Annotated in this window: 16 protein-coding genes, 2 tRNA genes and 1 riboswitch; of the genes, 5 read left to right on the top strand and 13 right to left on the bottom strand. The window is 66.7% G+C overall.

Translation table 11 applies throughout. The annotated features are described in order from the left end of the window. Positions 1–87: 87 nt before the first annotated feature. The gene (locus tag EV683_RS03140; RefSeq protein WP_131861800.1) at positions 88–1,332 is read left to right on the top strand and encodes a uracil-xanthine permease family protein; all 1,245 of its coding nucleotides are present in this window, start codon (positions 88–90) and stop codon (positions 1,330–1,332) included. Positions 1,333–1,476: 144 nt separating this feature from the next. Here EV683_RS03140 and EV683_RS03135 read toward each other — a convergent pair. From EV683_RS03135 to EV683_RS03115, 5 genes are all read right to left on the bottom strand, one after another. After that, positions 1,477–1,552 (bottom strand) — tRNA-Phe (locus EV683_RS03135). A 9-nt stretch (positions 1,553–1,561) separates the two neighbouring features. Then, positions 1,562–1,637: transfer RNA gene (locus EV683_RS03130), tRNA-Phe, on the bottom strand. A gap of 116 nt (positions 1,638–1,753) precedes the next feature. After that, positions 1,754–2,425 carry a maleylacetoacetate isomerase gene (gene maiA / locus EV683_RS03125; RefSeq protein ID WP_131861799.1) on the bottom strand — a complete coding sequence of 224 codons (672 nt, stop codon included), beginning with the start codon at positions 2,423–2,425 and terminating at the stop codon, positions 1,754–1,756. Then, positions 2,418–3,401, bottom strand: coding sequence for a fumarylacetoacetate hydrolase family protein (locus EV683_RS03120; protein ID WP_131861798.1), 984 nt, complete (start codon positions 3,399–3,401; stop codon positions 2,418–2,420). The genes maiA and EV683_RS03120 overlap by 8 nt, the downstream gene beginning before the upstream one ends. 272 nt (positions 3,402–3,673) lie before the next feature. After that, positions 3,674–4,459: a phenylalanine 4-monooxygenase gene (locus EV683_RS03115; RefSeq protein ID WP_131861797.1), complete on the bottom strand. Its 786-nt coding sequence runs from the start codon at positions 4,457–4,459 to the stop codon at positions 3,674–3,676. A gap of 141 nt (positions 4,460–4,600) precedes the next feature. Between EV683_RS03115 and EV683_RS03110 the strand changes: the two genes are divergently transcribed. Further along, positions 4,601–5,083, top strand: coding sequence for an Lrp/AsnC family transcriptional regulator (locus tag EV683_RS03110; protein ID WP_066611889.1), 483 nt, complete (start codon positions 4,601–4,603; stop codon positions 5,081–5,083). 167 nt (positions 5,084–5,250) lie between these two features. Next, on the top strand, positions 5,251–7,089 hold the full coding sequence (locus tag EV683_RS03105; protein WP_165916780.1) for a GGDEF domain-containing protein: 1,839 nt from the start codon (positions 5,251–5,253) through the stop codon (positions 7,087–7,089). Positions 7,090–7,185: 96 nt separating this feature from the next. Here the strand turns inward: EV683_RS03105 and EV683_RS03100 are convergent, their stop codons facing one another. The 4 genes from EV683_RS03100 to metK form a co-directional block, all read right to left on the bottom strand. Continuing rightward, the gene (locus EV683_RS03100) at positions 7,186–7,743 is read right to left on the bottom strand and encodes a TIGR00645 family protein (RefSeq protein ID WP_066611893.1); all 558 of its coding nucleotides are present in this window, start codon (positions 7,741–7,743) and stop codon (positions 7,186–7,188) included. Positions 7,744–7,782: 39 nt separating this feature from the next. Beyond that, complete coding sequence (gene metF / locus EV683_RS03095; RefSeq protein ID WP_131861795.1) at positions 7,783–8,616, bottom strand: methylenetetrahydrofolate reductase [NAD(P)H]; 834 nt, start codon at positions 8,614–8,616, stop codon at positions 7,783–7,785. Positions 8,617–8,732: 116 nt separating this feature from the next. Beyond that, positions 8,733–10,133, bottom strand: coding sequence for an adenosylhomocysteinase (ahcY, locus tag EV683_RS03090; protein ID WP_066611897.1), 1,401 nt, complete (start codon positions 10,131–10,133; stop codon positions 8,733–8,735). A gap of 72 nt (positions 10,134–10,205) precedes the next feature. Next, a riboswitch (S-adenosyl-L-homocysteine riboswitch) is annotated at positions 10,206–10,270 on the bottom strand. 142 nt (positions 10,271–10,412) lie between these two features. Further along, positions 10,413–11,582: a methionine adenosyltransferase gene (metK, locus tag EV683_RS03085; protein WP_066611899.1), complete on the bottom strand. Its 1,170-nt coding sequence runs from the start codon at positions 11,580–11,582 to the stop codon at positions 10,413–10,415. A gap of 90 nt (positions 11,583–11,672) precedes the next feature. Here metK and EV683_RS03080 point away from each other — a divergent pair, with 90 nt between their 5' ends. Both EV683_RS03080 and EV683_RS03075 read left to right on the top strand, forming a co-directional pair. Continuing rightward, positions 11,673–12,557 (top strand): lysophospholipid acyltransferase family protein, encoded by an 885-nt coding sequence (locus EV683_RS03080; protein ID WP_131861794.1) that lies wholly within the window; start codon positions 11,673–11,675, stop codon positions 12,555–12,557. Further along, positions 12,558–13,424, top strand: a complete 867-nt coding sequence (locus tag EV683_RS03075) for a lipid A biosynthesis lauroyl acyltransferase (protein ID WP_131861793.1) — start codon at positions 12,558–12,560, stop codon at positions 13,422–13,424. Between the two features lie 180 nt (positions 13,425–13,604). On the opposite strand, the gene EV683_RS03070 is transcribed toward EV683_RS03075, so the two are convergent. From EV683_RS03070 to nuoL, 4 genes are all read right to left on the bottom strand, one after another. Beyond that, the gene (locus EV683_RS03070) at positions 13,605–13,904 is read right to left on the bottom strand and encodes a DUF2818 family protein (RefSeq protein WP_066611904.1); all 300 of its coding nucleotides are present in this window, start codon (positions 13,902–13,904) and stop codon (positions 13,605–13,607) included. A 108-nt stretch (positions 13,905–14,012) separates the two neighbouring features. Continuing rightward, positions 14,013–15,467: an NADH-quinone oxidoreductase subunit NuoN gene (gene nuoN / locus EV683_RS03065; RefSeq protein WP_066611905.1), complete on the bottom strand. Its 1,455-nt coding sequence runs from the start codon at positions 15,465–15,467 to the stop codon at positions 14,013–14,015. Between the two features lie 18 nt (positions 15,468–15,485). Then, positions 15,486–16,979, bottom strand: a complete 1,494-nt coding sequence (locus EV683_RS03060; protein WP_066611906.1) for an NADH-quinone oxidoreductase subunit M — start codon at positions 16,977–16,979, stop codon at positions 15,486–15,488. Positions 16,980–17,028: 49 nt separating this feature from the next. After that, entirely contained in the window at positions 17,029–19,077 is a 2,049-nt protein-coding gene (gene nuoL / locus EV683_RS03055; protein ID WP_131861792.1) for an NADH-quinone oxidoreductase subunit L, read from the bottom strand. Between the last annotated feature and the right edge of the window lie 16 nt (positions 19,078–19,093).

The following is a 19,093-nucleotide window of genomic DNA, read 5'->3' as shown; positions in this document are numbered from 1 at the left end:
GGCTCGGCCAACGTTGGCCGAGCCTCCCGGGGGAGACGCGATCCGGCTCCCCCGTTTTGCGCGCGGCCATCCCACACAAGGATTCCCATGTTCTCGCATCTGAAGCAGGCCGTCGCCGGCGCCCAGATCCTGTTCGTCGCCTTCGGCGCGCTGGTGCTGGTGCCGCTGTTGACCGGCCTCAACCCGTCGATGGCGCTGTTGGGCGCCGGCGTCGGCACGCTGCTGTTCCAGCTCACCACCGGCCGCAAGGTGCCGATCTTCCTCGGCTCCAGCTTCGCCTTCATCGCACCGATCATCTACGCGACGCAGACCTGGGGCCTGCCGTCGACGATGTTCGGCCTGTTCGCCGCCGGCTTCATGTACTTCGTGTTCGCCGCCCTGGTGAAGTGGCGCGGCGTCGACGCGGTCAACCGGCTGCTGCCGCCGGTGGTGATCGGCCCGGTGATCATGATCATCGGCCTCTCGGTCACCACCGTCGCGTCGAACATGGCGATGGGCCGCGCCGGCAGCGAACAGGTGCTGCCCTACGACACCGCGTTGATGCTGGCGACCGTGTCGCTGGCGACCACCGTGCTGGTGGCGATCTTCGCGCGCGGCATGTTCCGGCTGGTGCCCATCCTCGCCGGCGTGATCGTCGGCTACAGCGTCGCGGCCGTCATGGGCCTCGTCGACTTCGACAAGATCGCCGCCGCGCCGTGGTTCGCCGTGCCGCACTTCGTCACCCCCGAAGTCAACTGGGCGGCGGCGCTGTTCATGCTGCCGGTGGCGATCGCGCCGGCGATCGAGCACATCGGCGGCGTGATGGCGATCGGCGGCGTGACCGGCAAAGATTACACGCGCGAGCCGGGCCTGCACCGCACGCTGGCCGGCGACGGCCTCGGCGTGTGCGTGGCCGGCCTGATCGGCGGGCCGCCGGTGACCACCTACGCCGAGGTGACCGGCGCGGTGATGATCACCCGCAACTTCAACCCGGTGATCATGACCTGGGCGGCGCTGTTCGCGATCGCGATGGCCTTCGTCGGCAAGTTCAACGCCGTGCTGGCGTCGATCCCGATGCCGGTGATGGGCGGCATCATGGTGCTCTTGTTCGGCACCATCGCCAGCATCGGCCTGAAGACGCTGATCGAGGCCAGGGTCGACCTGATGGCGCCGCGCAACCTCGTCATCGTGTCGGTGGTGCTCACCTGCGGCATCGGCGCGCTGGAACTGAAGTTCGGCGCCTTCTCGCTGGTCGGCGTCGGCCTGTGTTCGGTGCTCGCCATCGTGCTGAACCTGATCCTGCCCAAGAGCGAAGCCCACCACGAGGGCATCGTCGAGGGACAGGATGTCTGAGCGAGCTTGGCCGAGGCCGGCCATGCATCGCGGACAAGCAAAACGCCGGGCATGCCCGGCGTTTTTGGGATGAGGACGCGCCGTTCGCGGGCGGCGCAAAAGCAAAAACCCGAGCGATTCGCTCGGGTTTTTGACGGAATGGGCTGGTGGCCAAGGGCGGAATCGAACCACCGACACGCGGATTTTCAATCCGCTGCTCTACCAACTGAGCTACTTGGCCGTACCAGGGTGGTGGCCAAGGGCGGAATCGAACCACCGACACGCGGATTTTCAATCCGCTGCTCTACCAACTGAGCTACTTGGCCATCCCGACGCTGTCGCGTCAGAGGCACGCATTTAATCAGAGCGACTTGTCGCCGTCAAGTATTCGACACGAAAAAACCCGCCTCGGCGGGTTTTGATGCTTTCGGAATGACCGGCGTCACGCCGCGTCCGGCTGCTGCGACGGGTGCGCGGCCTGGAACGACGGCAGCTCGGCCAGGGTCGCGTCGATGCGCCGCAGCAGCGGGTAAGGCGCGAGGTCGACGTCGAAGCGGCGCGCGTTGTAGAGCTGTGGCACAAGGCAGACGTCGGCCAACGTCACCGCGTCGCCGAACAGATAGTCGCCGGCGAGCGGCGCGGCCAGCGCCTCGAGCGCGGCGAGGCCGTCGGACAACCAGCGCGCGACCCACGCCTGCTTGCCGGCCGCGTCCAGTCCGAGCTCGGCCTCCAGATACTTGAGCACCCGCAGGTTGGCCAAGGGGTGGACGTCGCAGGCGATGAGCTGCGCCATCGCCCTGACCCGCGCCCGCTCGAGCGGATGCGCCGGCAGCAGCCGCGGCGTATCGGGATAGGCTTCGTCGAGATATTCGCAGATCGCCAGCGACTGCGTCAGCACCGCGCCGGCGTCGTACAGCACCGGCACCAGCCCCTGCGGGTTGCGCGCCAGGTGCTCGGCCAAGCTTTGCTCGCCGCGAATCAGGCTGACCGGCGCATTGTCGAACGCGAGTCCCTTGTGGTGCAGCGCGATGCGCACGCGGTAGGCGGCCGACGAGCGCCAGTAGCCGTACAGCACGCGCTTATCGCCGGACGGCGGGATCGGACGTTCAGTCATGGGCCACCACCTTCTGTTCGATCGCGCCGAAGATCGACGCGCCGGCGTCGTCGCGCATCTCGATCCGCACCGTGTCGCCGACCTGCATGAACGGCGTGTGCGCGGCGCCGTCCTCGATGATCTCGATCATGCGCACCTCGGCGAGGCAGGCCGAGCCGACGCGGCGGTCGCGGTTCGACACCGTGCCCGAGCCGACGATGGAACCGGCGCACAGTTCGCGCGTCTTGGCGACATGGGCGATCAGCTCGGGAAAGGAGAACTGCATCTCGACGCCGGCCTCGGGTTGGCCGAAGCGGCGGCCGTTGTAGTCGACCAGCAGCGGCAGGTGTAGCTTGCCGCCGTGCCAGTCGCCACCGAGCTCGTCGGGCGTGACCGCGACCGGCGAGAAGGCGGTCGCCGGCTTGCTCTGGAAGAAGCCGAAACCCTTGGCCAGCTCGCACGGAATGAGATTCCTCAAGGTGACGTCGTTGACCAGCAACACCAGCCGGATCGCGCGCGCGCACAGCTCGACAGTCGCGCCCAGCGGCACGTCGCCGGTGATCACGCCGACCTCGCCCTCGAAGTCCAGCCCCCAGGCCGGATCGCGCAGCGGAATCGGCGCGCGCGGCGCGAGAAAGGCGTCGGAGCCGCCCTGGTACATCAAGGGGTCGGTGTAAAAGCTCTCGGGCACCTCGGCGCCGCGCGCGCGGCGCACCAGCTCGACGTGGTTCAGGTAGGCGCTGCCGTCGGCCCACTGGTAGGCGCGCGGCAACGGCGACGCGCAGCGCGTCTCGTCGAAGGGCTCGACGCCGGCGAGCTGGCCGGTGTTGAGCTGGGCGTAGCGTTCCTTCAGCCGCGGCGCGGCCTCGAGCCAGTCGTCGAGCGCGGCCTGCAGCGTCGGCGCGATATCGGGCACCGCGACGCAGCGCGTCAGGTCGCGGCTGACCACGCGCAGTTCGCCGTCGCGGGTGCCGTTCTTGTAGGTGGCAAGTTTCATCGTTCAAGCATCCTCAACGGGGATAGGACTTGGCCGGGCGGCCCCCGCGGGGGCATCGCCCGGCCAAGAGCGGAATCGATACGGACGGCGCGACGCTCACCGGCCGCGGCTGTTCGCGCCTTGCGCCGCCGTCGGCGCAACGGCGGGGCCGCGTTCAAGCACGCCGCCGCTGCGGGGCGAAAAGAACACGCCATCCGACCGGCACGATCGCCCAGCTTGCCCGCCGCGTCCCGCAAAATGGCGCGACCGCCCTCGCGGGGCGGCCTCTGTACTCAGGCAAGCCCCTGGCGCGCGGTCCAGCGCGCGAAGTCGGCCTCGAGCGCATCGAAGCTGTCGATCACGAACAGCGTGTCCTGCATATGCCAGATGTCGTACGGCATCGCGGCGACCGCGTCGATGTCGAACGGCCGCTTGTCGGTCGCGTCCGACAGGCTGTACAGCACCTCGTTCAGCGACGACAGGATGCCCGAGCCGTAGATGCGCAAGCCGTCAGCGCCGCGGATCAGGCCGAATTCGACCGTATACCAGTAGATGCGCGGCAGCCAGACCGTCGCGTCGTGGCCGAGTTCGAAGGCGCGCACGCCGGCGCGGCCGAAGCGCTCGAAGAAGGCGGTGAAGCGCGGGCTGGTCAGCATCGGCACATGGCCCAGCAGGTCGTGGAACATGTCCGGCGCCGGCGTGTAGCCGATTTCCTCGGGCTTGCGGATGAAGTCGGTCGACGGAAAGATGCGCCGCGCCAACAGTTCGAAGAACTCCTTGTCGGGCACGATGCCGTCGACGCGGGTCAGCCGCCAGCCGGTGGCGGCCTCGACGCGGTCGCTGATGTCGGCCAGGCGCGGGATGCGGTCGTGCGGAAAGTCGATCAGCCGCAAGCCTTCGAGAAACTCGGCGCAGGCGCGGCCGGGCAGCACCTTTTCCTGGTTCGCGTACAACTGCGCCCAGGTATGGTGCTCGACGTCGCTATAGCGCGGAACCGGCGCGCGGTGGATGTCGAGCTCGGCCGGCAGCGCCGCCAGCTTCATGTCCTCGCGCACCTGGCCAGCATCCGCGGTATACATGCCTCTCTCCTTGGCTCTCGGGACGGCATTCGCCCGATAGATAGTCTAGGCGGATGAGGCGGCAATTTTCTTGCAAAATGCCAGCAAGAAACGAGAATACAGCCATACACTGCCAATTATCCGCGAGAGAAAGACAAAAACATGCCAAGCATCACGCTCGACAAGACCGATCTTCGCATCCTCGCCGAACTGCAGAAGAACGGCCGCCTGACCAACGTCGAGTTGGCCGAGCGGGTCGCGCTGTCGCCGTCGCCGTGCCTGAGGCGTCTCAAGCAGCTGGAGGAGTCGGGCGTGATCCGCCAGTACGTCGCGCTGCTCGACCCGGGTCGCATCGGACTGGGCTTGCAGGCCTTCGTGCGCGTGATGCTCGAGAAACGCGGCAACGCGCACATCCAGAGCTTCGTCGAGGCGGTGCAGCAGTGGCCCGAGGTCACGCACTGCTACGCGATGACCGGCGAGATGGATTACCTGCTGCAGGTCTACTTCGAGGACCTCGAGCACTTCTCGCGCTTCGTGATGGACGAGCTGCTCAGCCACCCGGGCGTAACCGACGTGAAGTCGAGCTTCGTGCTGAAGGAGCTCAAGCGTACCACGGCCATGCCGCTGTCCCACTTGCGCTCCTGAGCGCAAGCACTCGGCAAGCCGTCGCCGGCTGTGCCACACTGTCAGCAAGAATGCCCCGTCGGCACGCGGCGGGCAGGCCGTGTCCGCCACCGGTCGACGGCGCAGCCAGGAGCCACCATGCCAGCCCCTTTCGCGACGCCGCACGCCCCGTTCCGCTCCGCATGAACATGGCCTACGACGCCCCCTCCGACGCACCGCCCGCCCGACAGATCGTCGGGCGCGTGCTGTCCTGTCTGGCGATCGTCGGCACGCTGGCGATCGGCTGGCAGGGCTGGCGCGTCTTCGAGGCCGAGCGCACGCACGCCGGCGCGGTCGAGAAGCAGCTCCACGAACACTACTCGCCCATCCTCGCCCGCCACCTGTGGGACACCGACATGGACGCGGCCGAGCGTACCCTGCAGGCGATCGCCGGCCAACCGGGTGTCGACTACGCCGAACTGATCACCCAGTCGGAGCAGCGGCTGTCGAGCACCCATCTGCCGCTGACGGTCAAGCCCGCGCGCGTGCTCGAGATCCCGCTGCGGCTGGACGGCCAGCCCGCCAGGCTCGGCACGCTGCGCGTGATGCTCAGCGACGCCAAGCTGTTCTCGCACCTGCGCGCCGACATGCTGCACCACGGCCTGCTGCTGCTCGCCCAGCTCGCGCTGGCTGCGCTGCTGGGCTGGCGCCTGCTGTCGCGCACCTTCGTCCTGCCGCTGGAAACGCTGAGCCGACACCTGCACCGCTACCGGCTCGGCGACGCGAACGCGCGCGCCGCGCTGTCGGACAGCCGCCACTGCCAGGAGGTCGAGACGCTGCTCGACGCGCTGGCGACGCTGCAGGACCGGCTCGCCGACCAGGACGCCGACGCGCGGCGCGCGCGCGCCGAGCTGACCGCGCAGCGCGACCGCCTCGCCGAGCAGGTCGCCGACCACAGCGCCGAACTCGACCACCTGAACCGTTTCCAGCAACTGGTCTCCGAGCTGTCGACCCGCTTCATCCACGTCACCGAAGACGCGCTGGACGGCGCCCTCACCGAAGCGCTGGCGCGCATCGGCACCTTCCTGGGCGTGCAGCGCTGCTACCTGCTGACCCTCGACTCGCAACTGGCGGTGCAGGAAACGCACGGCTGGCACGCGGCCAACAGCCGGCCGGTCGCCGAACTGCTGACGCTGTACAACGCCGAGAGCTCGCCGTGGCTGGTGCCGCAGCTGGCGCGCCACAGCGTCGTCATCCTCGATAGCCGCACGCCGGACAGCCGCGGCCTCAGCCAGGAACAGCTGACGCTGTCGCTGCTCGGCATCGCGACGGTTGTGCTGGTCAAGGTCCGCGTGCCGCACGGCCCGCTCGGCTTTTTCGGCTGCGACACCGCGACGCCGCGCGCCTGGAGCGAGCAGGAGGTCGCGCTGCTGCGGCTGGTCGGCGAGATGCTCGCCAACGTGCTGGCGCGCCGCCTCCAGTTGCGCGCGCTGCAGGCGGCACGCCAGGACCTCGAGGACAGCAATGTGCGCCTGCACCGCCAGGCACGGCGCGACGCGCTCACGGGCCTCGCGAACCGGCTGCACTTCGACGAGATCAAGCGTCCGCTGTTCGACTCGGCGCAGCTGAACCGCTCGCCGCTGTCGCTGGTGCTGTGCGACGTCGACCACTTCAAGGCCTACAACGACCGCTACGGCCACCCGCGCGGCGACACCTGCCTGGCGCGCGTCAGCGAGGCGCTGCGCGCGGTGTTCCGCCGCAGCAACGACCTGATCGCGCGCATAGGCGGCGAAGAGTTCGTCGTGATCCTGCCCGGAGCCGACCGCGAGCTGGCGATGGAGTTGGCCGAGGAAATGCGCGAGGCGGTCGCCGCGCTCGACATCGAGCACACCGCCTCGCCGGTCGCGCCGCATGTGACGGTGTCGGTCGGCGTCGCGACGCTCGACCTGGCGCGCCATCCGGATATCGAGGCGCTGATCGACGACGTCGACTCGGCGCTCTACCGCGCCAAGCAGCAGGGCCGCAACCGCGTGATCGGCGCCGACTAGCCGGGCCCGAGCGCCCTGCCCCCGGCCAACCCGACCGGCACGAAAAAGCCCCGTCGCGCCGCTCGGGCGGGACGGGGCGCGTCGCAAGGCTGCGCTTCAGTGCTGCGCGCCGTGCGCGGCGTGCAGCGTCGAGTACAGCAGCTTGTCGGTGTAGGCGATCGCCGCCGCCGACACCAAAAAGCCCAGATGGATGAACAGCTGCCACATGATGGTGTGCTGGTCGAGCCGCGCCGCGTTGATGAAGGTCTGCAAGAGGTGGATAGACGAGATGCTGATGATCGCCATCGACAGCTTGACCTTCAGCACCGAAGCGTTCACATGGTCGAGCCACTCGGGCTGGTCCGGGTGGTTGTCTATCCTCAGCCGCGACACGAAGGTCTCGTAGCCGCCGACGGTCACCATCAACAACAGGTTGGCGATCATCACCACGTCGATCAGCGCCAGCACCGACAGCATGATCTCGGTCTCGGTCAGCACGTCGAGCTCGGACAGCAGGTGCCACAGCGACGCGATGAACTTGTACGCGTACACGCCCTGCACCACGATCAGGCCGAGATAGATCGGCAGCTGCAGCCAGCGGCTGGCGAAGATCAGTTGGCCGAGGCGGGACTTGCGGCTTTCGGTGAAAAGATCCGTATCGGAACGGCTCGTCATGGGACTTCCTTCAACAAAACAGACGGGAACGACGGACGATTACAGGCCGAGCCGTTGCCACACGGTGGACACCAGCCCCGCCTGGTTCAGGGTATAGAAATGCAGGCCGGGCGCGCCGCCGGACAACAGCTTGTCGCCCAGCTCGGTAACGACGTCCAGGCCCAGCGCGCGGATCGACGCGATGTCGTCGCCGTAGGCCTGCAGCTTCAGGCGCAGCCAGCGCGGGATCTCGGCGCCGCAGGCGTCGGAGAAGCGCGCCAGCTGGCTGAAGTTGGCGATCGGCATCAGGCCCGGCACGATCGGGATCGTCACGCCCTTCGCGCGCACCGCGTCGACGAAGTGGAAGTAAGCGTCGGCGTTATAGAAATACTGCGTGATCGCCGAGTCGGCGCCGGCCTCGACCTTGCGCACGAAGTTGTCGATGTCGGCCGCGGCGCTGGTCGCCTGCGGATGGTATTCCGGATAGGCGGCGACCTCGATGTGGAACCAGTCGCCGTGCGTTTCGCGGATGAAGGCGACCAGCTCGTTGGCGTAGCGGAATTCGCCGATGCCGACCATGCCGGACGGGATGTCGCCGCGCAGCGCGACGATGTGGCGGATGCCGTGGTTGCGGTATTCCTGCAGGATGGCGGCGATGCTGTCGCGCGTCGAGCCGATGCACGACAGATGCGGCGCGGCGGCGTGGCCCTCGCCCTGGATCTCGAGCACGGCGGCCAGCGTGCCGTCGCGCGTGGTGCCGCCGGCGCCGAAGGTCACCGAGAAGAATTCCGGCTTGAACTGCGCCAGCTGCTGGCGCGTGGTGCGCAGCTTGGCGACGCCTTCCGGCGTCTTGGGCGGGAAGAATTCGAAGCTGAAGGTGCGGTTCTGGCTCATGGACGTCTCTTGTCGCAAAAACGGCGGCGTACCGTTGCGGGCCGCCGCCGTGTGCCCGTTCAGGGTCGTTGTTCGAAAGCGCATGCCCGGCAGCGCGCAGCCCCGGGCGGACACGCTTAGTAGCGGTAGTGCGCCGGCTTGTACGGACCTTCCTTCGGCACACCGATGTAGGCGGCCTGCGCGTCGGACAGTTCGGTCAGCTTGGCGCCGATGCGCGCCAGGTGCAGGCGGGCGACCTTCTCGTCCAGATGCTTGGGCAGCACGTAGACTTCGCGGCCGTACTTGTCGCCGTGCTGGAAGATCTCGATCTGCGCCAGCACCTGGTTGGTGAAGCTGTTGCTCATCACGAACGAGGGGTGGCCGGTGGCGCAGCCGAGGTTCACCAGGCGACCCTCGGCCAACAGGATGATGCGCTTGCCGTCCGGGAAAATGATGTGGTCGACCTGCGGCTTGATGTTGTCCCACTGGTACTGGCGCAGGCTGGCGACCTCGATCTCCGAGTCGAAGTGGCCGATGTTGCACACGATGGCGTTGTTGCGCATCTTGACCATGTGCTCGTGGGTGATCACGCCGACGTTGCCGGTGGTGGTGACGAAGATGTCGCCCTGGTCGCACACGTCGTCCATCGTCACCACGCGGTAGCCTTCCATCGCCGCCTGCAACGCGCAGATCGGGTCGATCTCGGTTACCCACACGGTGGCACCGAGGCCGCGCAGGCTTTGCGCGCAGCCCTTGCCCACGTCGCCGTAGCCGAGCACCACGGCGATCTTGCCGGCCACCATCACGTCGGTGGCGCGCTTGATGCCGTCGACCAGCGATTCGCGGCAGCCGTACAGGTTGTCGAACTTGGACTTGGTCACCGAGTCGTTGACGTTGAAGGCCGGGAACGGCAGCAGGCCGTCCTTCTGCAACTGGTACAGGCGGTGCACGCCGGTGGTGGTTTCCTCGGTCACACCGCGGATGTGCGCGAGTCGCTTCGAGTACCAGGCCGGGTCGGCGTCGAGGTGACGGGCGATCGCGGCGTACAGCGCGACCTCTTCCTCGTTGCTCGGCTTGGCGATCACCGAACGGTCCTTCTCGGCCTTGCTGCCCAACAGCAGCAGCAAGGTGGCGTCGCCGCCGTCGTCGAGGATCATGTTCGCCGGCTCGTTTTCCGGCCATTCGAAGATCTTGTGGCTGAATTCCCAGTACTCGTCGAGCGACTCGCCCTTGAAGGCGAACACCGGGATGCCGGCGGCGGCGATCGCGGCGGCGGCCTGGTCCTGGGTCGAGAAGATGTTGCACGAGGCCCAGCGCACTTCGGCGCCCAGCGCGGTCAGCGTCTCGATCAAGACGCCGGTCTGGATGGTCATGTGCAGCGAGCCGGCGATGCGGGCGCCCTTGAGCGGCTTGGAGTCGCCGTATTCGGCGCGCAGCGCCATCAGGCCCGGCATTTCGGTTTCGGCGATCGCCAGTTCCTTGCGGCCCCAGTCGGCCAGCGCGATGTCGGCGACGATGTAATCGTTGAATTCAGCCATCGTGGATGATTCCTTCACGAAGGCCGGGAGGGACGCGGCTCACCCGGCATCCCGTGCCCGGCACGGGTTTTTGCGAGGTGAGCGCCGTTGATGCGGTCCGGGCCTGGGGCGGTTGCCTCGCAGCGCTCCCCGGAATGCGGCAATTATACAGGCACTTGAGGAAATGGTCGAAAGCTTGGCCAAACCGGTGCTGCGGCATGGCTCGGCCAAGCTTGCGCTTGCCGCGCCAAACAAAACGCCCCGCTCAAGGCGGGGCGTCGTCGGGTGGGCAGGCGCGGCTCAGAGGCCGGCGTCGGCGCGCAGCGCCTCGGCCTTGTCGGTGCGCTCCCAGCTGAATTCCGGCTCCTCGCGGCCGAAGTGGCCGTAGGCGGCGGTCTTGCCGTAGATCGGGCGCAAGAGGTCGAGCTGCTGGATGATGCCCTTCGGGCGCAGATCGAAATGGCGCTTGACCAGCTCGACGATCAGCTCGTTCGGTACGGTGTTGGTGCCGAAGGTATCGACCGAGATCGAGGTCGGGCGCGCGACGCCGATCGCGTACGAAACCTGGATCTGGCACTGGCGCGCGAGGCCGGCGGCGACGATGTTCTTCGCCACGTAGCGGCCGGCGTAGGCGGCCGAGCGGTCGACCTTGGACGGGTCCTTGCCCGAGAACGCGCCGCCGCCGTGTGGCGCCGCGCCGCCGTAAGTGTCGACGATGATCTTGCGGCCGGTCAGGCCGCAGTCGCCCTGCGGGCCGCCGATGACGAAGCGGCCGGTCGGGTTGATCAGGTACTTGGTGTTGGCGGTCAGCATCTCGGCCGGCAGCACCGGCTTGACGATGTCCTCGATCACCGCCTCGGTCAGCGTCTTGTGGTCGATTTCCGGCGCGTGCTGGGTCGACAGCACCACGGTGTCGATGCTTTTCGGCAGGCCGGTTTCGCTGTCGTACACGCAGGTGATCTGCGATTTGGCGTCCGGGCGCAGCCACGGCAGGCGGCCGTCCTTCCTGAGCTCCGACTGGCGCTGCACCAGGCGGTGCGCGTAGTAGATCGGGAACGGCATCAGCGTCGGGGTTTCGTCGCAGGCGTAGCCGAACATCAGGCCCTGGTCGCCGGCGCCCTGGTCGAGGTCGAGGCCCTCGCCTTCGTTGACGCCCTGGGCGATGTCCGGCGACTGCTTGTCGTAGCCGACCAGCACCGCGCAGCCGCGGTGGTCGAAGCCCATGTCGGCGTTGTCGTAGCCGATGCGCTTGATGGTGTCGCGCGCGATCTGGATGTAGTCGACGTTGGCGTGCGTGGTGATCTCGCCGGCCAGCACCACGAGGCCGGTGTTCACCAGCGTTTCGGCGGCGACGCGCGCGTGCTTGTCCTCGCGCAGGATCGCGTCGAGGATCGCGTCGGAGATCTGGTCCGCGACTTTGTCCGGGTGACCTTCGGACACCGACTCCGAAGTAAACAGGTATTCGCTCATTTCCTTGACGTTCCCGAATATTGTGGCAATTGCAGTGATGATAAACTACGCCGCCCCACCCCCTTCACAGGACAGGATTCCCGCCGCGCTATGGCCCGTTTGATCGAATGGTTGTTTCACGCCTTGTCCCGGCTGCCGCTGGGGCTGTTGCAGGGCTTGGGCGCAGCTTGCGGACGGCTGGTCTACCTCGCCTCGCCGCGGTTCGCCGCGAGGCTGAAATCGAATCTGGCGCAAAGCCAAATCGTGGGACCGTATCAGGACTTGACAAGCCTTGTCAAACAGTGCGCGGCCGAGACCGGCAAGGGCGCGTTCGAGCTGGCGATCGCCTGGTGCGCCGAGCCGGACGCGATCGCCCGGCAGGTCAGGCGCTGCGACGGCTGGGAATACGTCGAGGCGGCGCTCGCGCGCGGCGACGGCATCGTGTTCGTCACGCCACACCTGGGTAGTTACGACATCGCCGGCCGTTATCTCAGCCAACGGCTGCCCTTCCCGCTGACCGCGATGTACCGCCCGCCCAAGCTCGCCTGGCTCGAACCGCTGATGAACGCCGGCCGCGCGCGCGGCCAGGGCCGGACCGCGCCGGCGAACGCCGCCGGCGTGCGCCAGCTGGTCAAGGCGCTCCGGCAGGGCGAGGCGACCATCATCCTGCCCGACCAGGTGCCCGGCAGCGGCGAGGGCGTGTGGGCGCCGTTCTTCGGCCGCCACGCCTACACGATGACGCTGGTGGCACGGCTCGCGCAGCTCAAGGGCGTGTCGACGCTGTTCTTCACCGGCGAGCGGTTGCCGCGCGGCGCGGGTTTCGCGGTGAAGATCGAGCCGCCGGCCGAGCCGTTCACCGGCGACAAGGACGAGGACGCCGCGCGGCTGAACCGCACGATCGAGACGATGATCCGCCGCCACCCGGCGCAGTACCTGTGGAGCTACAACCGCTACAAGCGCCCGGCCGGCGTGCCGGCGCCCCCGACTGGACCCTGAATGAAATTCGTCTTCGCCTTTCTGTGGCTGGTGCGCTTCCTGCCCATCCCGCTGATCCACCTGTTGGCCGAGCTGCTCGGCACGCTTGCCTGGCTCGCCGCGCGCGAGCGGCGCCGCGTCGGCATGGTCAACGTCGGCCTGTGCTTTCCAGAGCTGACGCTCGGCCAACGTCGCCGCCTGGTGCGCGCCAACTTCGTGCAGATGCTGCGCCTGATGCTCGAGTACGGCATCTGCTGGTACGCGTCGGCCGACAAGATCCGCCGCCTCGTCACGGTGAAGAACCTCGACTACGTCACCGAGCTGCGCGACGCAGGCCACGACGTGATCATCTTCTACCCGCACTTCACCGCCTTCGAGATCGGCTGCTACCGGCTCAACCAGGACCTGCCGCTGGTCAGCGTCTACTCGCACCAGAAGAACCAGGAGCTGGACGCGGCGATCTACCGCCACCGCCAGCGCTACGACAACGTGAAGATCGTGTCGCGCCAGGAAAGCCTGCGCAGCATCATCAAGGCGATGAAGGCCGAGCACACGCCCTTCCTCTACCTGCCCGACCAGGACTTCGGCCCGCGCGACTCGATCTTCGTGAAGTTCTTCCACACCGACGCGGCGACCATCCCGGGGCTGTCGCGCATCGCGCGGCTGGCGAACGCGCGCGTGGTGCCGGCCGTCGCGCGGCGCGTCGGTTTCCGCTTCGAGCTCGAGTTCTACCCGGCGTGGGAAAACTTCCCGAGCGACGACGTGGTCGCCGACACGCGCCGCATGAACGCCTTCCTCGAAGAGCGCATCCGCGAGTGCCCCGAGCAGTACTTCTGGCTGCACAAGCGCTTCAAGACCCGTCCGGCGGGCGAGGCGCGCTTCTACTGAGCCACGCCGCCGGCCTGGCCGACGCGCTCGGCCAAGCGCCGACGGCACCGCCCCGCTCCGGCCAGCCCATTCTCCCCCCCTTGATGTGGACGCCGGCCTCCACCGCCTTGCGGCCTTTCGCGTGCCGGCCACGAAAAAACCCGGCCGCGGCCGGGTTGCGTGTCGTCGTACGGCGCCGCCTCAGGCGCCGCGCTTGGTCCAGAAGTAGCGGTAGACGAAGCCGGGAAAGGCGAACACCAGGAACAGCGACAGCGTGGTCACGTAGAACTGCCAGTTCTGCGCGTGCACCGGCGCGCTGCGCCCTTCGAGCAGGCGAGCGAACAGGCCGACCAGCGCGTACAGCACCGCCAGCTCCAGCAGGTGCCAGCCGAAGTGCTTGCGCTTGGCCGGCTTCAGCACGCCGGCGAGGCGCGGCGTCAGGAACGGCAGGTTGGCCGCCAGCACGGCGACGATCAACAGGATGGCGACACTCGCTTGCACGATCACTCCTAGGCTTACGCTCAACAAAGAGGCGACCGGCTGCGTCTCGCAGGCCGGTCGCCCGGGGGTGGCGGTTGGGCGGCGCGCGCCGCCCGAAGTTCCCGACGCTTACAGCACGGTCAGCGACTGCTTCATCGCCTCGACGCACAGCGCCACCAGACGCTCGGGCACCGCGCCGAGCACCAGCAGCGCCACGGCGTTGACCGACAGCAAGAGCTTCATGTCGCCGCGCACCACGATAGGCGCGGTGTCGACCGCGTCGTCGAAGTAGATGCACTTGACCACGCGCAGGTAGTAGAAGGCGCCGATCAGCGACATCACCACGGCGAAGACCGCCAGCCACACCAGGCCGATGTTCACCACCGACATGATGACCGCGAACTTGGCGAAGAAGCCCAACAGCGGCGGGATGCCGGCCATCGAGAACATCGCCAGCAGCATCAGCAGCGCGTACCAGCTGTTGCGCTGGTTCAGGCCCTTGAGGTCGTCGAGCGTCTCGCAGTCGAAGCCGGCGCGCGACAGCGCCAGGAGGATGCCGAAGCCGACCAGCGACATCAGCACGTAGACCACGGTATAGAACAGCGCGGCCGAGTAACCGTCGGCGTTGCCGGCGATCAGGCCCAGGAGCAGGAAGCCCATGTGCGAGATGGTCGAGTAGGCCAGCATGCGCTTGATGTTGGTCTGCGCGATCGCGGTGATGTTGCCGATCGCCATCGACAGCACGGCGACGATCGCCAGCATGCCCTGCCAGTCGGCGACCAGCGGACCGAGGCCCTGTACCAGGAAACGCAACACGAACACGAAGGCGGCCAGCTTCGGCGCGGCACCGATCATCAGCGCGACGGCGGTCGGCGAGCCCTGGTAGACGTCCGGCACCCACATGTGGAACGGCACGGCGCCCAGCTTGAACGCAAGGCCGGCGACGATGAACACCAAGCCGAACACCAGCAGCACCTGGTTGGCCGAGCCGGCGCCGATGCTCTTGGCGACTGCGGCCAGCTCGAGCGAGCCGGTCGCGCCGTAGACCATCGACATGCCGTACAGCAACAGGCCCGAGGCCAGCGCGCCGAGCACGAAGTACTTCATCGCCGACTCGGTCGCCGGCACCGAGTCGCGCTGCAGCGCGATCAGCGCGTACAGGCACAACGACAACAGTTCCAGGCCCATGTACAGCGACAGGAAGTGGCTGGCGCTGACCATGATGTTCATGCCCGCCAGCGCGAACAGCGACAGCGTGAAGTACTCACCCTTGAAGATGCCGCGGTCGGCGCAGTACTGACGCGAGTAGACCAGCACGGCGAAGGTGGTCGCGTACATCGCCAGCTTCACCAGCGTCGACAGCGGATCGGACACGAAGGTGTTGCTGAAGGTGTGGATCGCGTACGGCTCGGCCACCGCCAGCTGCAGCACGGCGGCGACGGCGAGGATCGCCAGCGACAGCACGTAGGTGATGCCGCGCTTGGCGTCGGAGACAAACAGGTCGAGGAGCAGGAGCACCGACACGGCCGAGAACAGGAACAGCTCGGGCGCGGCGGGCATCAGATTGAGATCAGCCCAGTTCATAGCGTTTTCCTTGGCCCCTTACAGCTTGCTCTGCGCCACGTGGGCGATCAGATCGTTGACCGAAAGGTGCATTTTTTCGACGAAGGCTTGCGGGTACAGACCCATGCCCAGCACGGCCAGACCCAGGAGGGCCAGCACCAGGAATTCGCGCTTGTTCACGTCCTTCATCTCGGCCACGTGGTGATTGCCGACGTCGCCGAAGATCACGCGCTTGTACATCCACAGCGTGTAGGCGGCGCCGAAGATCAGCGTGGTCGCGGCGGCGAAGGCGTACCAGAAGTTCACCTGCACGGCGCCCATGATCACCATGAACTCGCCGACGAAGCCGGAGGTGGCCGGCAGGCCCGAGTTGGCCATGCCGAACAGCATCATCAGCGCGGCGAAGATCGGCATCTTGTTGGCGACGCCGCCGTAGTCGGCGATGTTGCGGCTGTGCACGCGGTCGTACATCACGCCGATGCACATGAACATGCCGGCCGACACGAAGCCGTGGCTCACCATCTGGACGATCGCGCCCTCGATGGCCCAGACGTTCAGGTCGCTGCCGACGAACATGAACAGACCCAGCGTCACGAAGCCCATGTGCGAGATCGACGAATAGGCGACCAGCTTCTTCATGTCGGTCTGCACCAGCGCGACCAGGCCGATGTAGACCACGGCGACCAGCGACAGGCCGACCATGATCGGCGCCAGCTCGATCGAGGCGTCCGGCAGGATCGGCAGCGCGAAGCGCAGGAAGCCGTAGGCGCCGATCTTCAGCGTGATCGCGGCCAGCACCATCGAACCGCCGGTCGGCGCCTCGACGTGGGCGTCAGGCAGCCAGGTATGCACCGGCCACATCGGCACCTTCACCGCGAACGACAGGAAGAAGGCGATGAACAGCAGGATCTGCACCGACATCGCGATCTTCAGGTCGTGGAAGGCGAGGATGTCGAAGCTCTTGCCGGCCTGGAAGTACAGGTAGATGAAGGCCACCAGCATCAACAGCGAGCCCAGCAGCGTGTACAGGAAGAACTTGATCGACGCGTACACGCGGCGCGGACCGCCCCACACCCCGATGATCAGGTACATCGGGATCAGCATGCCCTCGAAGAACACGTAGAACAGGATCGCGTCCAGCGCGGCGAAGGCGCCGTTGATCAGGCCCGACATGATCAGGAAGGCGGCCATGTACTGGGCGACGCGCTTCTCGATCACCTCCCAGCCAGCCAGCACCACCATCAGCGTGGTGAAGCTGTTGAGCACGATGAACAGCATCGAGATGCCGTCCACGCCGAGGTGGTAGTTGATGTTGAGCGACTCGATCCACGGGCGGCTCTCGACGAACTGCATGCCCGCGTTCAGGTTGTCGAAGTCGGTAAACAGCGGCACGGAGACCAGGAAGCCGGCGACGGCGCCCGCCAGCGCCAACCAGCGCGCCAGGGACGCCCGCTGGTCCCCGCCGGTCGCCAGCACCAGCAACCCGGCCACGATCGGGGTCCAGATCACCAGACTAAGCGGATGTGTGAACATAGCAAGACCTAAGTTTGTTTTATTGCAATCTTGTACTTCGAAGCGGCGATCAGAAGATCAGCTGGGCAAACCACAGCGTCATCAGGGCCAGCACGCCGACGATCATCGTCGTCGCGTAGCTGTAGATGAAGCCGGTCTGCAGCTTGCGCACCACGCCCGAGAAGAAGCCCACCAGCTTGGCCGAACCGTTCACCACCAGGCCGTCGATCAGCAGCATGTCGCCGACCTTCCAGAAGAAGGTGCCCAGCGCGCGCGAGCCCTTGGCGAACAGATTGAAGTACAGGTCGTCCATGTAGTACTTGTTCTCGAGCACGCGGTCGATCACGGCGAAACGCTGCTTGATCGCGGCCGGGATGTGCGGCGCCTTCATGTAGAAGAACCACGCCAGCGCCACGCCCGCCACCGCCAGCCAGAACACCATGGTCTGCAGCGCGTGCACGCCCATCGCGGCGGCACCGTGGAACTCGTGCGCCAGCTCCGCCATCGCCGGGTGTGCCTCGCTGTTCACGACGATCACGCCCTTGAAGAAGTCGCCGTACAACAGCGGCTCGATCGCGAAGTAGCCGATCATCACCGACGGGATCGCCAGCACCACCAGCGGCAGCGTCACCACCCACGGGCTCTCGTGCGGCTTGTCGTTCGGGCCCAGACCGTGGTGGTGGTCGCCGGACGGCTCCTCGTCGTCGTGGTCGCCGTGGTGCTCATGGTGCGAACCGTGGTTCTCCATCCAGCGCTCCTTGCCGTGGAAGACGAGGAAGTACATGCGGAACGAGTAGAACGCGGTCACGAACACGCCGGCGACGACGGCGAAGTAGGCGAAGCCGGACGCGGCCAGGTTGGACGCGTGCACCGCCTCGATGATCGAGTCCTTCGAGTAGAAGCCGGAGAAGAACGGCGTACCGATCAGCGCCAGCGAGCCGAGCAGCGAGGTGATCCAGGTGATCGGCATGTATTTGCGCAGGCCGCCCATATTGCGCATGTCCTGGTCGTGGTGCATGCCGATGATCACCGAACCGGCGGCGAGGAACAGCAGCGCCTTGAAGAAGGCGTGCGTCATCACGTGGAACATCGCGATCGAGTAGGCCGAAGCGCCCAGCGCGACGGTCATGTAGCCAAGCTGCGACAGCGTCGAGTAGGCCACCACGCGCTTGATGTCGTTCTGGATGATGCCGAGGAAACCCATGAACAGCGCGGTGATCGAGCCGACGACCATGATGAAGTTCAGCGCGGTATCCGACAGCTCGAACAGCGGGCTCATGCGCGACACCATGAACAGACCGGCGGTCACCATGGTCGCGGCGTGGATCAGCGCCGAGATCGGGGTCGGACCCTCCATCGAGTCGGGCAGCCACACGTGCAGCGGGAACTGCGCCGACTTACCCATCGCGCCGACGAACAGCAGGATGCAGGTGACGGTCATCAGCGACCATTCGACCCCCGGGAAGATCGCGATCGTCGCGTTCGCCAAGCCCGGCGCGGCGGCGAACACGTCGCTGTAGTTCAGCGAACCGCCGAAATGCGCGAGCACCAGGCCGATGCCGAGCAGGAAGCCGAAGTCGCCGACGCGGTTGACCAGGAAGGCCTTCAGGTTGGCGAAGATCGCCGTCGGACGCTTGAACCAGAAGCCGATCAAGAGGTAGGACACCAGGCCCACCGCTTCCCAACCGAAGAAGAGCTGGATGAAGTTGTTGCTCATCACCAGCATCAGCATCGAGAAGGTAAACAGCGAGATGTAGCTGAAGAAGCGCTGGTAGCCCGGGTCTTCCTGCATGTAGCCGATGGTGTAGATATGCACCATCAGCGACACGAAGGAGACCACCACCATCATCATCGCGGTCAGCGTGTCGACCAGGAAGCCGACGGAGAACTCCATGCCGCCGACGGTCAGCCAGGTATAGACCGCTTCGTTGAAGACGCTGGCCTCGCCGGTCAGGAAACCGTGGAGGACCTTGAGCGACAGCGCGGCCGAAACGGCCACGCCGAGGATCGTCACGACGTGAGCCGCGCGGCGTCCGATCGCCCACCCAAACAAGCCTGCAATCAGCGAACCCGCCAGCGGCGAGAGCGCAATCAGCAGGTACAAGCTTTTCATATCCATGCTTAGCGTGCTTTAG

This window comes from Crenobacter luteus, assembly GCF_004345725.1.
GTDB classification, from domain to species: domain Bacteria; phylum Pseudomonadota; class Gammaproteobacteria; order Burkholderiales; family Chromobacteriaceae; genus Crenobacter; species Crenobacter luteus.
The sequence above is the reverse complement of the archived record's forward strand: the minus strand, read 5'-3'. Positions and strand labels throughout refer to the sequence as shown.